Annotated in this window: 19 protein-coding genes; 8 read left to right on the top strand and 11 right to left on the bottom strand. The window is 37.3% G+C overall.

Annotated elements, in window-relative coordinates:
- Nucleotides 1-49 precede the first annotated feature (49 nt).
- The 3 genes from hisS to EV07_RS03585 form a co-directional block, all read right to left on the bottom strand.
- Nucleotides 50-1,315: a histidine--tRNA ligase gene (gene hisS, locus EV07_RS03595; RefSeq protein ID WP_036917431.1), complete on the bottom strand. Its 1,266-nt coding sequence runs from the start codon at nucleotides 1,313-1,315 to the stop codon at nucleotides 50-52.
- 88 nt (nucleotides 1,316-1,403) lie between these two features.
- Nucleotides 1,404-1,652: a hypothetical protein gene (locus tag EV07_RS03590; protein ID WP_036917429.1), complete on the bottom strand. Its 249-nt coding sequence runs from the start codon at nucleotides 1,650-1,652 to the stop codon at nucleotides 1,404-1,406.
- A gap of 135 nt (nucleotides 1,653-1,787) precedes the next feature.
- Nucleotides 1,788-2,525, bottom strand: a complete 738-nt coding sequence (locus EV07_RS03585) for a 3'-5' exonuclease (RefSeq protein ID WP_036917426.1) — start codon at nucleotides 2,523-2,525, stop codon at nucleotides 1,788-1,790.
- A gap of 136 nt (nucleotides 2,526-2,661) precedes the next feature.
- Between EV07_RS03585 and EV07_RS03580 the strand changes: the two genes are divergently transcribed.
- Both EV07_RS03580 and EV07_RS03575 read left to right on the top strand, forming a co-directional pair.
- A complete protein-coding gene (locus tag EV07_RS03580; RefSeq protein WP_036917424.1) occupies nucleotides 2,662-3,393 on the top strand; it encodes a DUF1350 family protein in 732 nt (243 codons plus the stop codon).
- A gap of 4 nt (nucleotides 3,394-3,397) precedes the next feature.
- On the top strand, nucleotides 3,398-3,652 hold the full coding sequence (locus EV07_RS03575) for a DUF6439 family protein (protein WP_036917422.1): 255 nt from the start codon (nucleotides 3,398-3,400) through the stop codon (nucleotides 3,650-3,652).
- Here the strand turns inward: EV07_RS03575 and EV07_RS03570 are convergent.
- Together EV07_RS03570 and EV07_RS03565 are read right to left on the bottom strand one after the other, a co-directional pair.
- Nucleotides 3,646-4,059 (bottom strand): ATP-binding protein, encoded by a 414-nt coding sequence (locus EV07_RS03570; protein ID WP_036917419.1) that lies wholly within the window; start codon nucleotides 4,057-4,059, stop codon nucleotides 3,646-3,648. The genes EV07_RS03575 and EV07_RS03570 overlap by 7 nt on opposite strands.
- Before the next feature lie 110 nt (nucleotides 4,060-4,169).
- Nucleotides 4,170-4,895: a GUN4 domain-containing protein gene (locus tag EV07_RS03565; protein ID WP_036917418.1), complete on the bottom strand. Its 726-nt coding sequence runs from the start codon at nucleotides 4,893-4,895 to the stop codon at nucleotides 4,170-4,172.
- 37 nt (nucleotides 4,896-4,932) lie between these two features.
- Between EV07_RS03565 and mnmH the strand changes: the two genes are divergently transcribed.
- The 3 genes from mnmH (at nucleotide 4,933) to EV07_RS03550 (ending at nucleotide 7,476) form a co-directional block, all read left to right on the top strand.
- Entirely contained in the window at nucleotides 4,933-5,976 is a 1,044-nt protein-coding gene (gene mnmH / locus EV07_RS03560; RefSeq protein ID WP_036917415.1) for a tRNA 2-selenouridine(34) synthase MnmH, read from the top strand.
- A 61-nt stretch (nucleotides 5,977-6,037) separates the two neighbouring features.
- The gene (psb28, locus tag EV07_RS03555; RefSeq protein ID WP_036917412.1) at nucleotides 6,038-6,391 is read left to right on the top strand and encodes a photosystem II reaction center protein Psb28; all 354 of its coding nucleotides are present in this window, start codon (nucleotides 6,038-6,040) and stop codon (nucleotides 6,389-6,391) included.
- Between the two features lie 5 nt (nucleotides 6,392-6,396).
- Entirely contained in the window at nucleotides 6,397-7,476 is a 1,080-nt protein-coding gene (locus EV07_RS03550) for an AI-2E family transporter (RefSeq protein ID WP_036917410.1), read from the top strand.
- Between the two features lie 268 nt (nucleotides 7,477-7,744).
- On the opposite strand, the gene secF is transcribed toward EV07_RS03550, so the two are convergent.
- From secF to rsmA, 6 genes are all read right to left on the bottom strand, one after another.
- Nucleotides 7,745-8,710: a protein translocase subunit SecF gene (gene secF / locus EV07_RS03545; RefSeq protein WP_036917408.1), complete on the bottom strand. Its 966-nt coding sequence runs from the start codon at nucleotides 8,708-8,710 to the stop codon at nucleotides 7,745-7,747.
- A gap of 9 nt (nucleotides 8,711-8,719) precedes the next feature.
- Nucleotides 8,720-10,195: a protein translocase subunit SecD gene (gene secD / locus EV07_RS03540; RefSeq protein ID WP_036917406.1), complete on the bottom strand. Its 1,476-nt coding sequence runs from the start codon at nucleotides 10,193-10,195 to the stop codon at nucleotides 8,720-8,722.
- A gap of 3 nt (nucleotides 10,196-10,198) precedes the next feature.
- Nucleotides 10,199-11,182 carry a pyruvate dehydrogenase complex E1 component subunit beta gene (locus tag EV07_RS03535; protein WP_036917404.1) on the bottom strand — a complete coding sequence of 328 codons (984 nt, stop codon included), beginning with the start codon at nucleotides 11,180-11,182 and terminating at the stop codon, nucleotides 10,199-10,201.
- 206 nt (nucleotides 11,183-11,388) lie between these two features.
- Nucleotides 11,389-11,694: a DUF3082 domain-containing protein gene (locus EV07_RS03530; protein WP_036917402.1), complete on the bottom strand. Its 306-nt coding sequence runs from the start codon at nucleotides 11,692-11,694 to the stop codon at nucleotides 11,389-11,391.
- Nucleotides 11,695-11,749: 55 nt separating this feature from the next.
- A complete protein-coding gene (gene ispE / locus EV07_RS03525; protein ID WP_036917398.1) occupies nucleotides 11,750-12,709 on the bottom strand; it encodes a 4-(cytidine 5'-diphospho)-2-C-methyl-D-erythritol kinase in 960 nt (319 codons plus the stop codon).
- Nucleotides 12,706-13,542 carry a 16S rRNA (adenine(1518)-N(6)/adenine(1519)-N(6))-dimethyltransferase RsmA gene (rsmA, locus tag EV07_RS03520; RefSeq protein ID WP_036917396.1) on the bottom strand — a complete coding sequence of 279 codons (837 nt, stop codon included), beginning with the start codon at nucleotides 13,540-13,542 and terminating at the stop codon, nucleotides 12,706-12,708. The genes ispE and rsmA overlap by 4 nt, the downstream gene beginning before the upstream one ends.
- 144 nt (nucleotides 13,543-13,686) lie before the next feature.
- Between rsmA and EV07_RS03515 the strand changes: the two genes are divergently transcribed.
- The 3 genes from EV07_RS03515 (at nucleotide 13,687) to EV07_RS03505 (ending at nucleotide 15,036) form a co-directional block, all read left to right on the top strand.
- A complete protein-coding gene (locus EV07_RS03515; protein WP_036917394.1) occupies nucleotides 13,687-14,082 on the top strand; it encodes a hypothetical protein in 396 nt (131 codons plus the stop codon).
- 25 nt (nucleotides 14,083-14,107) lie between these two features.
- Entirely contained in the window at nucleotides 14,108-14,545 is a 438-nt protein-coding gene (locus EV07_RS03510) for a 23S rRNA (pseudouridine(1915)-N(3))-methyltransferase RlmH (RefSeq protein WP_036917391.1), read from the top strand.
- 62 nt (nucleotides 14,546-14,607) lie between these two features.
- A complete protein-coding gene (locus EV07_RS03505) occupies nucleotides 14,608-15,036 on the top strand; it encodes a LexA family protein (protein WP_036917389.1) in 429 nt (142 codons plus the stop codon).
- Nucleotides 15,037-15,040 lie beyond the last annotated feature (4 nt).

Genomic DNA, 15,040 nt, shown 5'->3' with positions numbered 1-15,040 from the left:
TATTTTATATAAATTCATGATTAATTAAATGCTCTCTTATGTCGTAAAGTCATGATTTAATAAGCTCTATTATCCTACTTAATTCCGAACTTTTAACTAAAATCTCACTTCTATCCTCATTCTTCAAGTTAAGTCTTTTCATGCGTACTTCTCCATTAATAGACTCTTCATCGCCAATCACAATTGCCCAAGATGCACAAGAGCGACTTGCTCTTTTAAATTGCTTGGAAAACGTAGAGCCAGAGTTATCCAGTTCAACAACAAATCTTTCTAATCTTAGATACCTGGCTAAACAAAGTGCTTCTATCTCGGCTTTTTCTCCTCGGTTAACCAGATAAACATCAGGTGAAAGATTTTGATCAAAGTCCTCACCTAAAAGAATCAACAACCGCTCAATTCCTATAGCCCAGCCAATAGAAGGAGTGGGTGGACCTCCAAGTTGTTCAACAAGTCCATCATATCTACCGCCTCCACAAACAGTAGCTTGTGCTCCTAATTGATTACTTGTAATTTCAAAAGCTGTATGACAATAATAATCCAAACCTCTTACCAATCTTTGGTTAACAACAAAAGGGATTTTTAATATCTTTAGATTTTCTTGTACTTTCAAAAACCTTTCTTTACTTTCTTCTGATAAATAATCGCCCAACAAAGGGGCACCTTTAAGTTTCCTTTGTATATCGGGCCTTTTACTATCAAGAATCCGTAAAGGGTTTTTCTTAAGCTGATTTAATGATTCCTCATCAAGCGAGTCTGAGATATTTTCTAGCCACTCAATCAAGTGAATTCGGTATTCTTTTCTATCTTCCATAGTGCCTAAACTATTAAGTTCAAGTGTCAATCCATTTAGGCCAAGCTCATTAAGAAAGTCCCATCCAATACTTATAATTTCAGCATCACTTCTTTCAGAAGATAAGCCAAAGAATTCGACTCCCAACTGATGGAATTGCCTTTGCCTACCAGCTTGAGGCCGTTCGTATCTAAACATCGGCCCTCCATACCAAAGCCTCTGAAAGCCTTGGGATGCCAAGCCATTTTGAATTACAGAACGAACTACTGAAGCTGTTCCTTCTGGCCTAAGAGTGCAGGACCTATTGCCTCTATCAAAGAATGAATACATCTCCTTACCAACCACATCGGTGCCTTCGCCAATTCCTCTAGCAAATAATTCAGTCTGTTCAAGTATAGGTGTCCTAATTTCATTAAGACCTGCTCTTCGAAAATGATCTCTGGCTAATTCTTCAATCTTTTGCCATCGCGAAGTTTGCGAAGGCAAAAGATCAATCATTCCCCGAAGCGATTGAAAATTAGTCAATAAAAACTGTAGCTAGAATTTGTTCTATCTTATTAAGTTAACTGTAGAGCTATAGAAAGCTATTAGCACTCTAGAAGCATAAATTAAGTTAATCTTCTGATTTACCACATTCAAACCTTGTAGCAACTGAAAATTTTATCAGCCAAAGATTTATTCTTCGACGATATGAAGGAGGTATTTCTTTAATCAATTGGGATAATTCCAGAGCTCCAAGTCTTTTCAATTCCTTATGGTCAACATGCCAAAGGATCTCGGCCTCTCTTATTAATCTCGCCCAACTTCTTACTTGTTGCCAGTCTCGCAGACTTCTTCTTATGTTGCGGCTCTCTAAATGCATGCCTTAAATTCTGTTAAAAATAAATCAATGTGTTGTTGATGAATGACAGATGAACAGTTCTTTGAAAGTGATCAAACCAGCCATTTCAAATATCAGAGAAAGTACATGAATAAACAAACTACTTAATTATGATAATTAAAATTCCACAGTTGTAACTGGGAATGCAAGATTTCTAATCTCTCTTTCACTTAAACGTCGGGTCCATGCACCTCGAACTGGTTCATTCCAACGAAAACCTGCATTTTTTGCCAATTGCCTTTCATCATAAGAAACTTCTGCTTTCATTAATTTCCTTGGCTCCAAACCATGAATCAAAAGAGTTTCCAAATCGGAACAACGTCTAAGGACTTCAACTAGATATATGCAATCAGTTAAAGCTCTATGAGCACTCCATACTGGAACCTCGTAAGCAAGTGCAAGATCCTTTACAGAAGGTCTACCTTTAAGTAGAAGTTCTGATGGCCAAGGGATATCCTCCATAGAGCAAATCCATTGTTTGGAAAGCTTTGGTAGAAGGCCATTCCCAAACCATTGACGATCAAAAGAAGCATTGTGAGCCAAAATTACATCTGATCTATCTACTAAAGAGTTGAAATATTCCAAGCCTTTTTCCCATGATTGATTTAATTGAGTTATAGCAGGAGGAATTTTATTAATCGCTTCTGCTGAATTGTCCATAACAGGCATTAAAAAAGAAACCTGTGAAAGAACGCATCGACTTTCCACATGAAAAAGGATCGCTCCTACTTCAATACATTGGTCTTTAGATGGATCAAGTCCACTTGTCTCAGTATCAAGTATTAATATGAGCTGAGGTGCATTAGACTCACTCTGAAAATCATCTGGCGAGGAAAATTCAAACTCCTTTTGCATTCTTCTAAAGATCTATATTTAATTCTAGGCAATTAATTAAATCGTCAAGTGAAGTACTTACAGTTTCTAAAATTATTTATGTGGATACTTTGAAAATAATTACCTTGTTATATTTATTTTATATAGGCATTTAAAAATGGCTCGATGGAGAAAAGTAGGACAAACTTGGTGCAACTGGCCTCCTCAACCAAAAGAGCTAATTGAGATGATAGGCGGAAGCTACCTTGCTGCTGCGCCTAACATTAGTTATCAAAATCTACTAAATGGTCTTATAGAAAGAAATTTCGCCATACATGCATGGAGTTATGTTCCAAGCTTTGACCACCAAACCCAAGCAAATAAAGCCTGGAAAGAATTAAGAGAATGCAGGCTTAAACTTGAAGAAAGGCTTGGAGGCAAAACATATCAGCCAATAAGATTGGGTCATAGTCTTGGATGTAAATTACATTTAATTTCTCCTGACAGAGGAAGAAGAAGCAAATTGTTTATTGGAATAAGTTTTAACAATTACAAGGCAGATAAATCAATCCCAATGCTGAAAAAGTTCAAGAGAAAATTAGATTTTGAAACTGAGTTTAGTCCAAGTCCAAAAGAAACCTTAAATCTTATTTATTCAAACTATATTCAATCTAAGAATCTATTAATAAGGTTCAAGGATGACGCTATTGACCAAACCGACTCCTTATTAAATATTCTTAAGTCAAGAGATATTGATCAATCAACAATAATAGAGCTAGAAGGTAACCACCTTACACCTACAAGTAGAAAATTTAATGAGATTTTTCTAGAAAAGAATACTAAGAATATCTATAAGGGTGGAAAAATCTCAACTTTAATAGATACCATTTATAAATACATTGTGGAGTGAGTGAATGGCTAAAAACACAACTTCATGGACTCTAGAGGTGAAAGCACTCGTTAAATCAATCCATTCAGAGCTAAGTTTAAATGAAAAGAATTGGCATAAATTTAAGAATAACAAGTACCGAAGATCAGCAGAACTTCTTTCCGGTGCATTATCTCAAATTATCAATGATGGAAAGCAAGACGATATTGAGGGACTTATTGAGCAGTCTTTGCATTGGATTAGAGAGGAAATAAAAGATCCAGGGTGCCCTTCTCATTGAGCATTTCTCCGAAGAGATGCTATTTGGACTCTATTACCTCTTCGGCTCCAACGAACATCATCAAAACATTGATGAATTAAAAACAATCCTCTTCCACTTTCTGCATCTTCATTAGATGGCAAAGAAGAAACTCTTTGAGATAATTCAATCCCTTTCCCCTGATCTTGAATCTGCCAGACAAGCCAATTTGGTGTAATAATTCTCCTTACTCTTAGATGTTTATCAGGATCACAGGTATTCCCATGAACAACAGCATTAACAAGAGCTTCATGAAGACCCAACTCAATGCGCTCTCTGTTTTTATTGCTTACAACAGGCTCAAGCAATAACTTAACAGGAAGTCTCAGTTGCAGATTGGAAGGGAAAACAAAATCATTCCATCTAAAAAAACGCAAGAGAAAAGACATAAAGGATTAGGAAAAGCTCGAAAGCATCTCAGGTTCAAAATTGTGATGCCCTTTAAGCAAAAAAACTAAATAGCAATAGAGATCGATCTGCTTTTCTTTTACCCTAACAATTACTTCCCTTTACGGCGAGCCTGCAGCGAGTGATGATTCATGTATTCATTCATTAACCGAACACCCCGCAACTGATTAATTAAAGGCATATGCCCTTCAGGGGCCTTTAGGGACCAAGTAAAGGCGTTAGGGTATCTAGTCCAAACACCGTCAATCTTCCAGCCAATTCTTGGCCAAAGTTTTTCATAACTGCCTCCCAAGGAATCCAGAAGACGTGCTTGCACTGAAAAGCCAAACTTCCCTTGTGAATATGCGGTCCATAAACGATCTAAGCTAACAAGATCTACTCCATCAATAGAATTCACTTCGCTAAAATAAACATATCCACGCTCCATTGCATTAGGTCCAGCGAGCTCTCGCAGAATTGAGCTGGTTATTCGGTCAGCTTCTTCAAAGTTCTCTTCAAGTAGGTTCTTTTGCAAAGGATCGTAGTCAATCCCCACTGAGGAAGATGCCATAAACCATCCAATTGGTTCCTTTTCTAAAAATTTTGATAAAAATTCTTTCTGATGCCTATTCAGAACCTGAAAAATCCACCCAACTGTCCATTCATCAGATTCCTTATCAAAATTATCAAATAATTTTGATCCAATCTCACATAATTCTTTCGACCTAGACTCAATCTCATTAACAAGTCGAAGTCTTTGCCTTTGAGAACCACTTGAAAACTTTTCAAGCAACTCTTCAATGGTGATATTGGTTGAATTAGATGTGTCAGATGGCATAACTAACAACCGGTCTCATGATCATCTTTGCTCCACTATGTCAGGTATAGGAATACCCTCTTCATATTTGCTCAAAACATTCAGAGAAATGGAGGGTCCCCTAATAGATGTTCGCAGTCCGAAAGAGTTTTTACAAGGCCACTGGCCAGGTGCTTATAACATTCCTTTATTTAATGATGATGAAAGAGCTCTAATTGGAACCACCTACAAGCAAAAAGGAAGGGAACAGGCAATCATTCTTGGCCTTAAAATCACTGAGCCTAAACTTCAACACCTTAAAGAATCATTGGTAGAACAAAGTTTAAAAAAGGAAAATGCACCTATTAGAATCTATTGCTGGAGAGGTGGATTGCGATCCTCAAGCATAGGCTGGCTAGCAAATTTACTAGGTTTAAAGCCTGTTCTTTTAACTGGCGGCTATAAAGCTTTTAGATCTTGGGCCTTAAATCAATTCGATAAAGAATGGCCCTTGAGACTTTTAGGAGGAAAAACTGGTACTGGTAAAACAGCTCTGCTTTTAGAGCTTTCTAAAAATGGCGTTTTTACTATTGATCTGGAAGGTCTTGCAAACCACAAGGGGAGTAGCTTTGGAGGCATTGGATTAGATCCTCAACCAAGTTCTGAGCAATTTGAAAACAACATAGCCTTATCTCTTCATAATGCAGAACAACTATCATCAAAAGGTATTTGGCTGGAAGCAGAAAGTGCAAGTTTGGGGAAATGCAGAATCCCTAATAATCTTTTTAAACAAATGAGAAAAGCACCTTTAATTGAAATAACTAGAACAAAAAAAGAAAGAGTTAGTGCATTAATAAATGAATACAGCAAACATAAAAAAGAAGAACTTAAAGATGCAACATTAAGAATTAGCAAACGATTAGGTCCTCAACGAACAAGGAAAGCATTGGAATCAATTGAAAAACAAAACTGGGAAGATGCCTGTTTAGCAATGCTTGAATACTATGATAAATGTTATAAATACGAGCTAGAGAAATTCCAGGAGAGAGAAACCATTGATCTTTCAGGCTTAAGTAGCATTTCCTCTGCAAAAAAGCTAATGGGAATGAATAGTGTGTATTAACTTTTTTTTATCGCACTATTAAGAACATTTTCAGTACTATCTATAGCAGTCACTAAAAACCATGGCTGAGACCAAGAAAAATGCGATGATTAGTTTTTTAGAAGGTACACCTGAATCAAGCATTCCAGAAATAAGGCTAACTAGAAGTCGTGATGGCAGAACAGGACAAGCTTTTTTCACTTTTGAAAATCCTGACGCCTTGTCTTCTATAAAAGATGGCACAATCAAAGGGATGAGAATGATTGACGAAGAAGGTGAACTCAATACAAGAGAAGTAAAGGCTCGCTTCCTAAATGGAACTCCTAGTGCTATTGAGGCAACTTATGTTTGGAAGAGTGAGTCCGATTTTCAACGCTTCATGAGATTTGCCAAGCGTTATGCCTCTTGTAATGGCATGGGATATTCAGATAAATAAAGCTCTTGAAATTCTTTAACTGGCTAAACCTAACAGCTTTAATAACCGCTTTTTTTTTAATTTGGAGCTTAAGAGAAGTAGTTATTTTGATTTTTGCTGGAATCGTAATAGCAATGGCACTTTGTACACTTACGGGAAAAATAAATTATTTCATACCAATCCCAAGACAAATCTGTTGGCTTATATCAATAATAAGTGTCCTTTTATTATTAACATTATCATTAGTAATTATAATTCCTCAATTCACTCAAGAGTTTCAACAACTTATCATTCAGCTACCTTCTTCAGCAAAAGCTCTTTGGGATATAATTAAATTCTGGCTTGAAAAACTATCAAGTATAATTAATACATTAAATCCTAGCCTTGCTCCAAATGATTTATTTGAATTAAAGGAGTTTGACCCTTTACCTGATGGTGTGGCTCTAGCAAATGGTATTACTGATAGTTTTAAAAAGTTATTAGATATTGCTGGCAATTTAGGTGTTGGAATAATACAAACACTCTTTGTTATATCAATTAGTTTAATGATCTCCTTTCAACCTGAATCTTACAAGGAAATTATCATAAAGTTAACTCCATCTTTTTATAGAAGAAGGACAAGACAAATTCTCCTCTCTTGTGGAGAGGCCTTAAGCAATTGGCTATCAGCTGTAATCATAAGCTCTACTTTTGTAGCATTACTTACTGGAATTACTTTATACTTACTTGGGATAAAGCTTGTTGTAGCAAATGCATTAATTGCAGGCGTTTTAAATATCATTCCAAACATAGGTCCTACAATAAGTACCATTTTCCCTATTTCAGTTGCACTCTTAGATGAACCATCAAAATCAATTGCTATACTTATCTCCTATATTGCTATTCAGAATCTGGAGAGTTATGTAATAACACCATCCTTAATACAATACCAAGTTAAATTGCTTCCAGCAATTACTTTAACCGCTCAATTTGTTTTCACAATAATCTTTGGGCCTATAGGATTATTACTTTCTTTACCACTTGCTGTTGTAATTCAAGTTTTAATAAAAGAACTAATTATTCACGATATATTAGACAACAAAAATTCTATTGGGTTTCCTAGTTAATATTAGATGAAGCCTAATACGTATCATCTCAAGTATTTATTTGTCATATTAGGGATAAGTATTAAGGTTGCAATAGCCAGAGGGTGATGGTAAATGGCATAAAGCAAAGATATAAAGGTGAAATTATCAAAAAGCAGAATTATTTCTAACCTTAAATCCCAAAGAGATAAGATAGAAAGTAATAGTGGTATGCAAATAGATTTTAAAATTTTAACCAAATTCTATTCTTATATAATAAATCAATGTATATGTTCTAACTTCTTTCATTTTATTTATCTTTTTTGAGATTAAGGAGTGAAGGGACTAATGCAATGCTAGACCAACTACCTACCACTACTCCAATCGCTAAAGCAATCGCAAACCAGTAAAGAGTATCTCCTCCGAAAAATATTAAGGCTAATAAAGGCAATAAAGTTGTTCCGCTTGTATAAAGCGTCCTTGTAAGAGTTGCCGATACAGCAAGGTCTATTTTCTGCTTAGAAGATAATATGCTCTCTTGTTTGTTAATTTCACGGATTCTGTCAAAAACGACCACAGTGTCATTAACTGAATAGCCAGCTATAGTCAATAATGAGACTGCAAAAAGACTATTAACTTCTAGATCCAATAGAATCCCTAACCAAGAAAATATTCCGCATACAATCAAGACATCATGCAATAAAGCTAATAATGCGAAAAAAGAAAATCGTCTATCAAATCTCAGTGAAATATAAAGAGCAACACAAGAAAATGCAGCGAGAAGCGACACAAGTGTAGTCTTGAGCAACTTAGCCCCTAAAGCAGGACCAATAGTTTCTACAGATTGCCCCTCTATTACAAATGGTCCTGCAACATTGCTTATAGATTCAATAACACTTTTACTCTCTGAAGCAGATAGTGAAGGCAACCTTACTGACAAGGATTTGTATTCATCAAGAAACTGAATTCGAGCTCCAAGGAATTTTTTAGAACTATCATTATTGGAAGAGGAAAGCTTTCTTAAAGCATCATTTACAACTGACGTATTAATTGCTTTGCAATTATTTTGACATTTTCGCTCAAGTCTAATTTGAGTCCCACCAGTAAAGTCTAAGCCTGGACGCAAAGGGAGCCCTATTTCAGGATCTAACCAAGAGCAAACAAAACCAATTAAACTTATTAAAACCGCAACCCCAGAAATGAACCAAACCTTGGTTCTATGACGGGATAAAGCAATTATCGGCTTCGAATTTGATTTTTCAGGAGTAAATGACACAGGCCTAATTCATGTAAGTTCTTTAGGGAGGTATTTTATTGGCAAGAAGTTAGTAGGTCGCCTCAAACTTTTATAACTCATAAGGAATCTAAGAAGCACACGCGTACAGCTTAAGGCTGTAAACAAGCTCAGAAACACACCAAGTCCTAAAGTCGCAGCAAAACCTTTAACAAAACCTGTCCCCAAATAGAAGAGAGATATACAACTAATTAAAGTAGTTATATGACCATCAATAATAGAGGAAAAAGCCTGTGAAAAACCTGTTTCTATTGATCTAATAAGTGTATTTCCACTCCTCAGCTCATCTTTAACTCTTTCAAAAATGAGGACATTTGCATCAACAGCCATTCCAATACTCAAAATAAATCCTGCTATCCCTGGCAATGTAAGTGTTACTGGGACAAGAGCATAGATAGCAATATTAAATAATGAGTAAAAAGAAAGAGCTATGATCGCCACAAATCCAGCAAGTCTATAAAAAGAAATCATAAATATCGCAACCAAGCATAATCCCGAAAGCGCAGCCAAAAGGCTTCGTCGAATATTCTCTACTCCCAAAGATGGGCCTATTGTCCTTACTTGAATTATTTCAACAGGCAAAGGGAGCGATCCACCTCTAAGTTGCACTTCAAGTTCTCTTGCAGATTCTGCATCAAAATTGCCGCTAATGGTAGCCGATCCTCCGGAGATACCTACTGCCTTAAATTGCTCTCCAACGACTGCTTCACTAATAGACTCATTATCTAGAATAATTCCAAGCAATCGGTCAGACCCAGCTATTGATTGGGTTAGTTTGGCAAACTTATCTCCTCCTTCTTTATTAAAAGCCAATGTCACTTCCCAAGTGGAAAGATTTTGCTCTTGACGCCGTCCAGCACTAATCAAATCACTTCCCGTTAAAGAAGAAGGCTCAAAAAGCTTTACTATTTCGTTGTTAATTTCCTGTCTAATTTGCTCGATCTGATCAACAACACTTAATGGGGTCTTGGTTAAATTTAAAGCAACTCTTAACTCTTCAAGCTGCTTATCTATAAGTGAGGTTGTAATGTTCCTGTTTTCAAGATTATCAATGTTTACAGCAACATTCCTTAGCTGACTTCTCAGTCTTTGAAGATTCTGCATAGGTATCTTAGTCCCTGCCCTTTGCACTCTGAACTCAAGCAATGCAGTTTTTCCTAAAACCCTTGCTGCTGTTGAAGGTTCTTGCTCTCCAGGAAGCTCCAAGACCAGTTGATCCGTTCCTACAGTCCTAAGAGAAGATTCTGCGACACCTAATCCGTTTACACGCTTATCCAGGACTGTCTGTACAGCCTCAAGCTGCTCTGGCTTGATTTGCTCTGAAGGGCTTAAAGGTTGAACTTCAAGAGTCAATTGACTGCCACCACGAAGATCTAGTCCTAATTGAAAAGGCAAGTTAATACAAAGCAAGCAAGCAGAGATAACCAATGCAAGCAAAAGGGCAAACCAGCCTTGTTGACGTGCCATCAACTAGACCTCTGAATTGACAACCTGTTTAGCTGTTTCAACAATTTGATGAGGCTGAATAATAGTTAAGTTTTCAAGCTGCCCGTTATAAGGAGTAGGAATATCCTGACTGGAAAGTCTAATTGGACGGCAATCAAGATCATCAAAACAGTTTTCATTTATTAATGCCATCAACTCAGCTCCTATTCCTCCAGTTTTCATACATTCTTCCACAATAATTACCCTATGGGTTTTTCTTATTGAGCGGCAAATTGTTTCTATATCAAATGGCTTCAAACTAATCAAATCAATCAACTCAACATCTATTTGAGCTTTTTCTAATTGTTCAACTGCTTTTAAACAATGATGACGCATGCGTGAATAGGTCAATATAGTCAAATCTTTACCTTCTTTTACCAAATCCGCCTGATCAAGCGCACATATATAGTCCCCTTCTGGCAATTCTTCTGAAAGGTTATATAGAAGTACATGCTCAAAAAACAAGACGGGATTGTTATCTCGTATGGCAGCTTTCATTAATCCTTTTGCATTTGTTGGAGTGCTACAAGCAACAATTTTTATTCCAGGAACAGCATGAAAATAAGCTTCTAGCCTCTGACTATGTTCTGCTCCAAGCTGTCTACCAACCCCCCCTGGCCCTCTTACGACTGTTGGAATAGTAAAGTTGCCACCACTGGTATAACGCAACATGCCCATGTTGTTAGATATTTGATTAAAAGCTAAGAGCAGAAATCCCATATTCATACCCTCTACTATTGGCCTTAGGCCTGTCATGGCAGCACCAACAGCCATTCCAGTAAAACTATTTTCCGCAATTGGAGTGTCTAAGACTCTCAATTCCCCATATTTTTCATAAAGGTCTTTTGTAACCTTATAAGAGCCTCCATACTGCCCAACATCCTCACCCATTACACAAACATGAGGATCTCTAGCCATTTCCTCATCTATGGCTTCACGAAGAGCGTTGAAAAGAAGTGTCCCTGCCACGATTTTTATGGGGTTCCGGCTAAGCCGTCTTAACTTAGCCAAGCTATAACAAAGTGTGCCCTATTATCCGCCTGCCGCAAATGTAGAAAGAATCAATACTGAAAGTAACATCCCTGGACTTAGCAATAAAACCAACAATCCAAGATCATGAAGAGTCATCCAAATCCTCCTTTATACAAGAAACAAAATGAATCAATAATCAAAGATTAATCATCCTCAAGAGGCTTGTCATAAAATAAACTCCGAATAAATACAATTGCAAGACCTAAGCCAATAAAAGAAAAAGTAAAAGTTGCCAAAAAACTCATCCCTATTATTAATGTTTTAAGAGCAGAGGCAATGCTTTGAGCAATTGGAGATGAGTAATGAGGGGAATGCACAGTGAAATAAACAACAATATTTCTACTCACAAGGAAAGAAAGCCATGCAAAGAAAACACTTGTCAATGCTCCAGACAAAAAACTCAATGGCCCTTTTTTTTTCAATTGAATAATCTCATCCTCTCCTTTCATTGAGTTTTTCCCCTGGGATAAATTAGAAGTGTTTTTTTGAATATCACTCACAGTTTTAACTTAATTCACTCCCATTAACGTTAAAAGCACAGCACCATCCTTTCAAGCCAGCTGTTTTAAGCTTATTTCTATTGTTTTCTAGAGCTCTTTTGGCTGATTCAAGATCAGCAAAAAGAGCAAAGCAACTGGGTCCAGAACCACTCATAGCAATTGAAAGGGCCCCATCAAGAGAAGAAAGGAAATGCAACCCATTTTCCACAGCTGGTATTGCTGGTGCAACAACTTGCTGAAGATCATTGCGCAAAGGTGGTGGATTTAAAGGCGTTAAAGGATTTATCCAATCAGCTTTTCTCAGTAATTGTTGCCTTTCTTTGAAATCCTCTTCAACCTTCAAATAATTATCAAAATGTACTTCTCGATATTTTGAATACGCCCACGGTGTAGAAACTTCTACCAAAGGGTCCTTCACAAGAACAACTGCCATAGCTTGGCCTTTCTCATCGATATTCACCTTCTCAAGAGATTCTCCTCGCCCAAAACAAAATTGCGTTCCCCCAGCCAAGCAAAAAGGAACATCTGATCCAAGTTCAGCAGCTATTACTTCTAACTTTGAAAGAGGAAAGTCTAACTTCCATAAAGCATTAAGGCCTATCAATGTTGCAGCTGCATCGCTAGAACCCCCTGCTAAACCTGCTCCAATTGGAATATTTTTTTTCAAATGAATCTCAGCACCTAACTTTTCATTCTGCGTTAATACACGCATTAATTTTGCCGACCTCATAATTAGATTGTCATCCCCTGTGCTTAAACTTGAGTCATTAGAAGTAAGGTTGATTTCGCCATTATTCGTTTTAAAAAGTTCAATTTGATCACAAAGATCAATACTTTGCATCAACATCGCAAGTTCATGAAAACCATCATCCCGAAGACCAAGTATCTCTAAATGCAAATTAATCTTTGCAGGAGCAATAACTTTTACAGAATTAGTTTTAAAACCGGTAAGATTGATGCTCATTTTCTTACTTTATTCCTATTTTGCAAACCTTTTGCTAATTCCACCCAATTCATTGGAGATAACTCTTGAGGCCTTTGATCAAGACTAATACCTTGTCCTTTAGCCAAAACCTCAAGTTCAGCTAAAGGCCCTATCCCTTTTAATGTGTTTTTCAGCTTCTTTCTCCTGGACAAGAATGCCATTCGAAGTAAAGCTGCGACTTTCTTCTCAAGTTCTAAGCTTAAACGTTCTTTTTTATTCAATGGATCTAAGATGATTACTTGCGAATAGACTTTTGGTCTTGGGTTAAATGAACTTGGTGGAACCTCACAAACACTTCGACAACGAGCCAACAACTGCAATTTTACACTTATTGCACTAAAATCACTTTGACCAGGTAAAGATAAGATTCTCATAGCAACTTCTTTTTGCAAAAGCAACACTAAGCGCTGATAATTATCCTCTACAGGCTGTCCCAATCGACCCACTAATCTATCCAAGAGAGGAGAAGTAATGTTATAAGGGATATTTGCAACAACTTTATTTGCAGACCTCCCATCAGGGAGGGTCAGCGAGACAGAAAGAGCATCTCCTTCTAGCAAAGTAAATCTAGGATCTGCCGAAAAACGCTTCCTTAAACCAGCAACTAAATCAAGATCTAATTCAATCCCATGAACTAGTTCAGCGCTTGATTTAAGCAACTTTTCAGTCAAGACACCACGACCAGGGCCGATTTCCAATAAACGATCAGATGATTGAATCTCAGCTGCTTCAATGATTTTCTCTAAAACAACATCATCTCTAAGCCAATGTTGGCCAAAACGTTTTCTTGGAATATGCCCAGCAAATGTCATATCAAATATTCTCCTTGTTCAAATCTCTAGAAGCTGAATACATCTATCAAATCGCAAAAGAGAGTTTCATACAATCAACAATTTCAAATAGAATAATTAATAATTCCAAAACTTTCTTTAAAACCATATTTCATTCTTAAAATAATGAGCTTTGATTCTCACAGTCTTGAACGCCTACAGGAATTAGGCCGCAGCCTTCCTAGACAACTACCTACTCCCAAAGAGACTTCGCAATTAAATCCAAGAGCCAATCAAAAAAAGCTGCATCCCATAGAGACCGAGGAAGATCCTCAGAAACTTTTTGGCGAATTAATAAAAGCCAGTCCAGACGGGAAAATTCCTTCTCATTTAATTGATCGACTTAAAAAAGCTGAATCCTTGGATTTAGAAAAGCAAGTTCATACAAAAAATCGAAATAATACAAACAGCTCTATTACCGTCAACTCTAATAACAAGGGCAAGAAGAATATAGAATCAACATTTGAAAATGATGAGCTTTATACTTCATTCAAACAATTGCTATTAGAAGAAGAAGATTGAATCTTCAAATCACCAACAATAAACAGTGCTTAATCCATCTAAGTATCGAATAATCGCCATAGGGAAAGTCCGCAAACCTTGGGTGCAGTCTGCTATCAAGATCTACAGGAAAAGGCTACCTGGGCTATCAATCACAGAAATACGTGACTCCAATCCAAACAAAGAAGCTGCTGCCATTCGCGCCTCACTCAAACACAATGAATTAATCATCCCTCTATGCGAGAAAGGTGAAGCATTAACATCTCTGGCCTTCTCCAAACGACTGCAATCATTTTCGTCCGAGTATCTTGCTTTTATTATCGGAGGTGCCAACGGTCTATCCCCAGAAATTAAATCTATCGCTCATTCTCGTCTCAGCCTCTCAACTCTGACATTTCCACATGAAGTAGCCAGACTATTACTCATAGAACAACTTTATAGAGCTCATACCATCGCACTTGGAGGGCCTTACCACAGGGAGTAAAACGCTCCAGGAGGAGCCGAAGCCCTAAGCCTGCTATAGTACAAATATACTACTTAACAGCAATGCCAGTTAACGCTAGCCTCTCCCCTCAAAAGCTGCTACTGCCGTTAGCGAGTGATCATATATCGGCAGGGTTTCCTTCACCAGCAGACGACTACGTGGATATTGGCATTGACCTAAACGAAGAGTTAATACGTCATCCGGCAAGCACTTTTTTCCTGCGGGTGGAAGGTGAATCCATGACTAATGCGGGAATATTAGATGGGGACCTATTGGTTGTTGACCGTAGCTTAGAACCTCAGCCAGAAAACATCGTAGTGGCAGCACTGGATGGATCTTTCATATTAAAAAAGCTAACCTACTGCAAAGATGTTCCCTATCTAGAAGCCGCACATCCTGACTACCCACCAATTGATCTACGTCATTACGACAACATACAAATCTGGGGGGTCGCAATATATTCAATCCATAGCCTAAGTCGAATAAAATAAAAGC

It is taken from the genome of Prochlorococcus sp. MIT 0603 (assembly GCF_000760215.1).
In the GTDB taxonomy this organism is placed as follows: Bacteria; Cyanobacteriota; Cyanobacteriia; order PCC-6307; family Cyanobiaceae; genus Prochlorococcus_E.
This window is presented reverse-complemented; position numbering and strand designations above follow the sequence as displayed.

What these genes read in the sequence shown, in the direction of transcription:
- ispE (WP_036917398.1), bottom strand. Translation starts at nt 12,709, where the DNA reads ATGAGCATCAATCTTACCGGTTTTAAAACTAATTCTGTAAAAGTTATT.
- secD (WP_036917406.1), bottom strand. Translation starts at nt 10,195, where the DNA reads ATGGCACGTCAACAAGGCTGGTTTGCCCTTTTGCTTGCATTGGTTATC.
- EV07_RS03580 (WP_036917424.1), top strand. Translation starts at nt 2,662, where the DNA reads ATGGCTCGATGGAGAAAAGTAGGACAAACTTGGTGCAACTGGCCTCCT.
- EV07_RS03515 (WP_036917394.1), top strand. Translation starts at nt 13,687, where the DNA reads ATGAGCTTTGATTCTCACAGTCTTGAACGCCTACAGGAATTAGGCCGC.
- EV07_RS03570 (WP_036917419.1), bottom strand. Translation starts at nt 4,059, where the DNA reads ATGTCTTTTCTCTTGCGTTTTTTTAGATGGAATGATTTTGTTTTCCCT.
- EV07_RS03590 (WP_036917429.1), bottom strand. Translation starts at nt 1,652, where the DNA reads ATGCATTTAGAGAGCCGCAACATAAGAAGAAGTCTGCGAGACTGGCAA.
- EV07_RS03530 (WP_036917402.1), bottom strand. Translation starts at nt 11,694, where the DNA reads ATGAAAGGAGAGGATGAGATTATTCAATTGAAAAAAAAAGGGCCATTG.
- EV07_RS03565 (WP_036917418.1), bottom strand. Translation starts at nt 4,895, where the DNA reads ATGCCATCTGACACATCTAATTCAACCAATATCACCATTGAAGAGTTG.
- psb28 (WP_036917412.1), top strand. Translation starts at nt 6,038, where the DNA reads ATGGCTGAGACCAAGAAAAATGCGATGATTAGTTTTTTAGAAGGTACA.
- EV07_RS03585 (WP_036917426.1), bottom strand. Translation starts at nt 2,525, where the DNA reads ATGCAAAAGGAGTTTGAATTTTCCTCGCCAGATGATTTTCAGAGTGAG.
- EV07_RS03575 (WP_036917422.1), top strand. Translation starts at nt 3,398, where the DNA reads ATGGCTAAAAACACAACTTCATGGACTCTAGAGGTGAAAGCACTCGTT.
- mnmH (WP_036917415.1), top strand. Translation starts at nt 4,933, where the DNA reads ATGTCAGGTATAGGAATACCCTCTTCATATTTGCTCAAAACATTCAGA.
- EV07_RS03505 (WP_036917389.1), top strand. Translation starts at nt 14,608, where the DNA reads ATGCCAGTTAACGCTAGCCTCTCCCCTCAAAAGCTGCTACTGCCGTTA.
- rsmA (WP_036917396.1), bottom strand. Translation starts at nt 13,542, where the DNA reads ATGACATTTGCTGGGCATATTCCAAGAAAACGTTTTGGCCAACATTGG.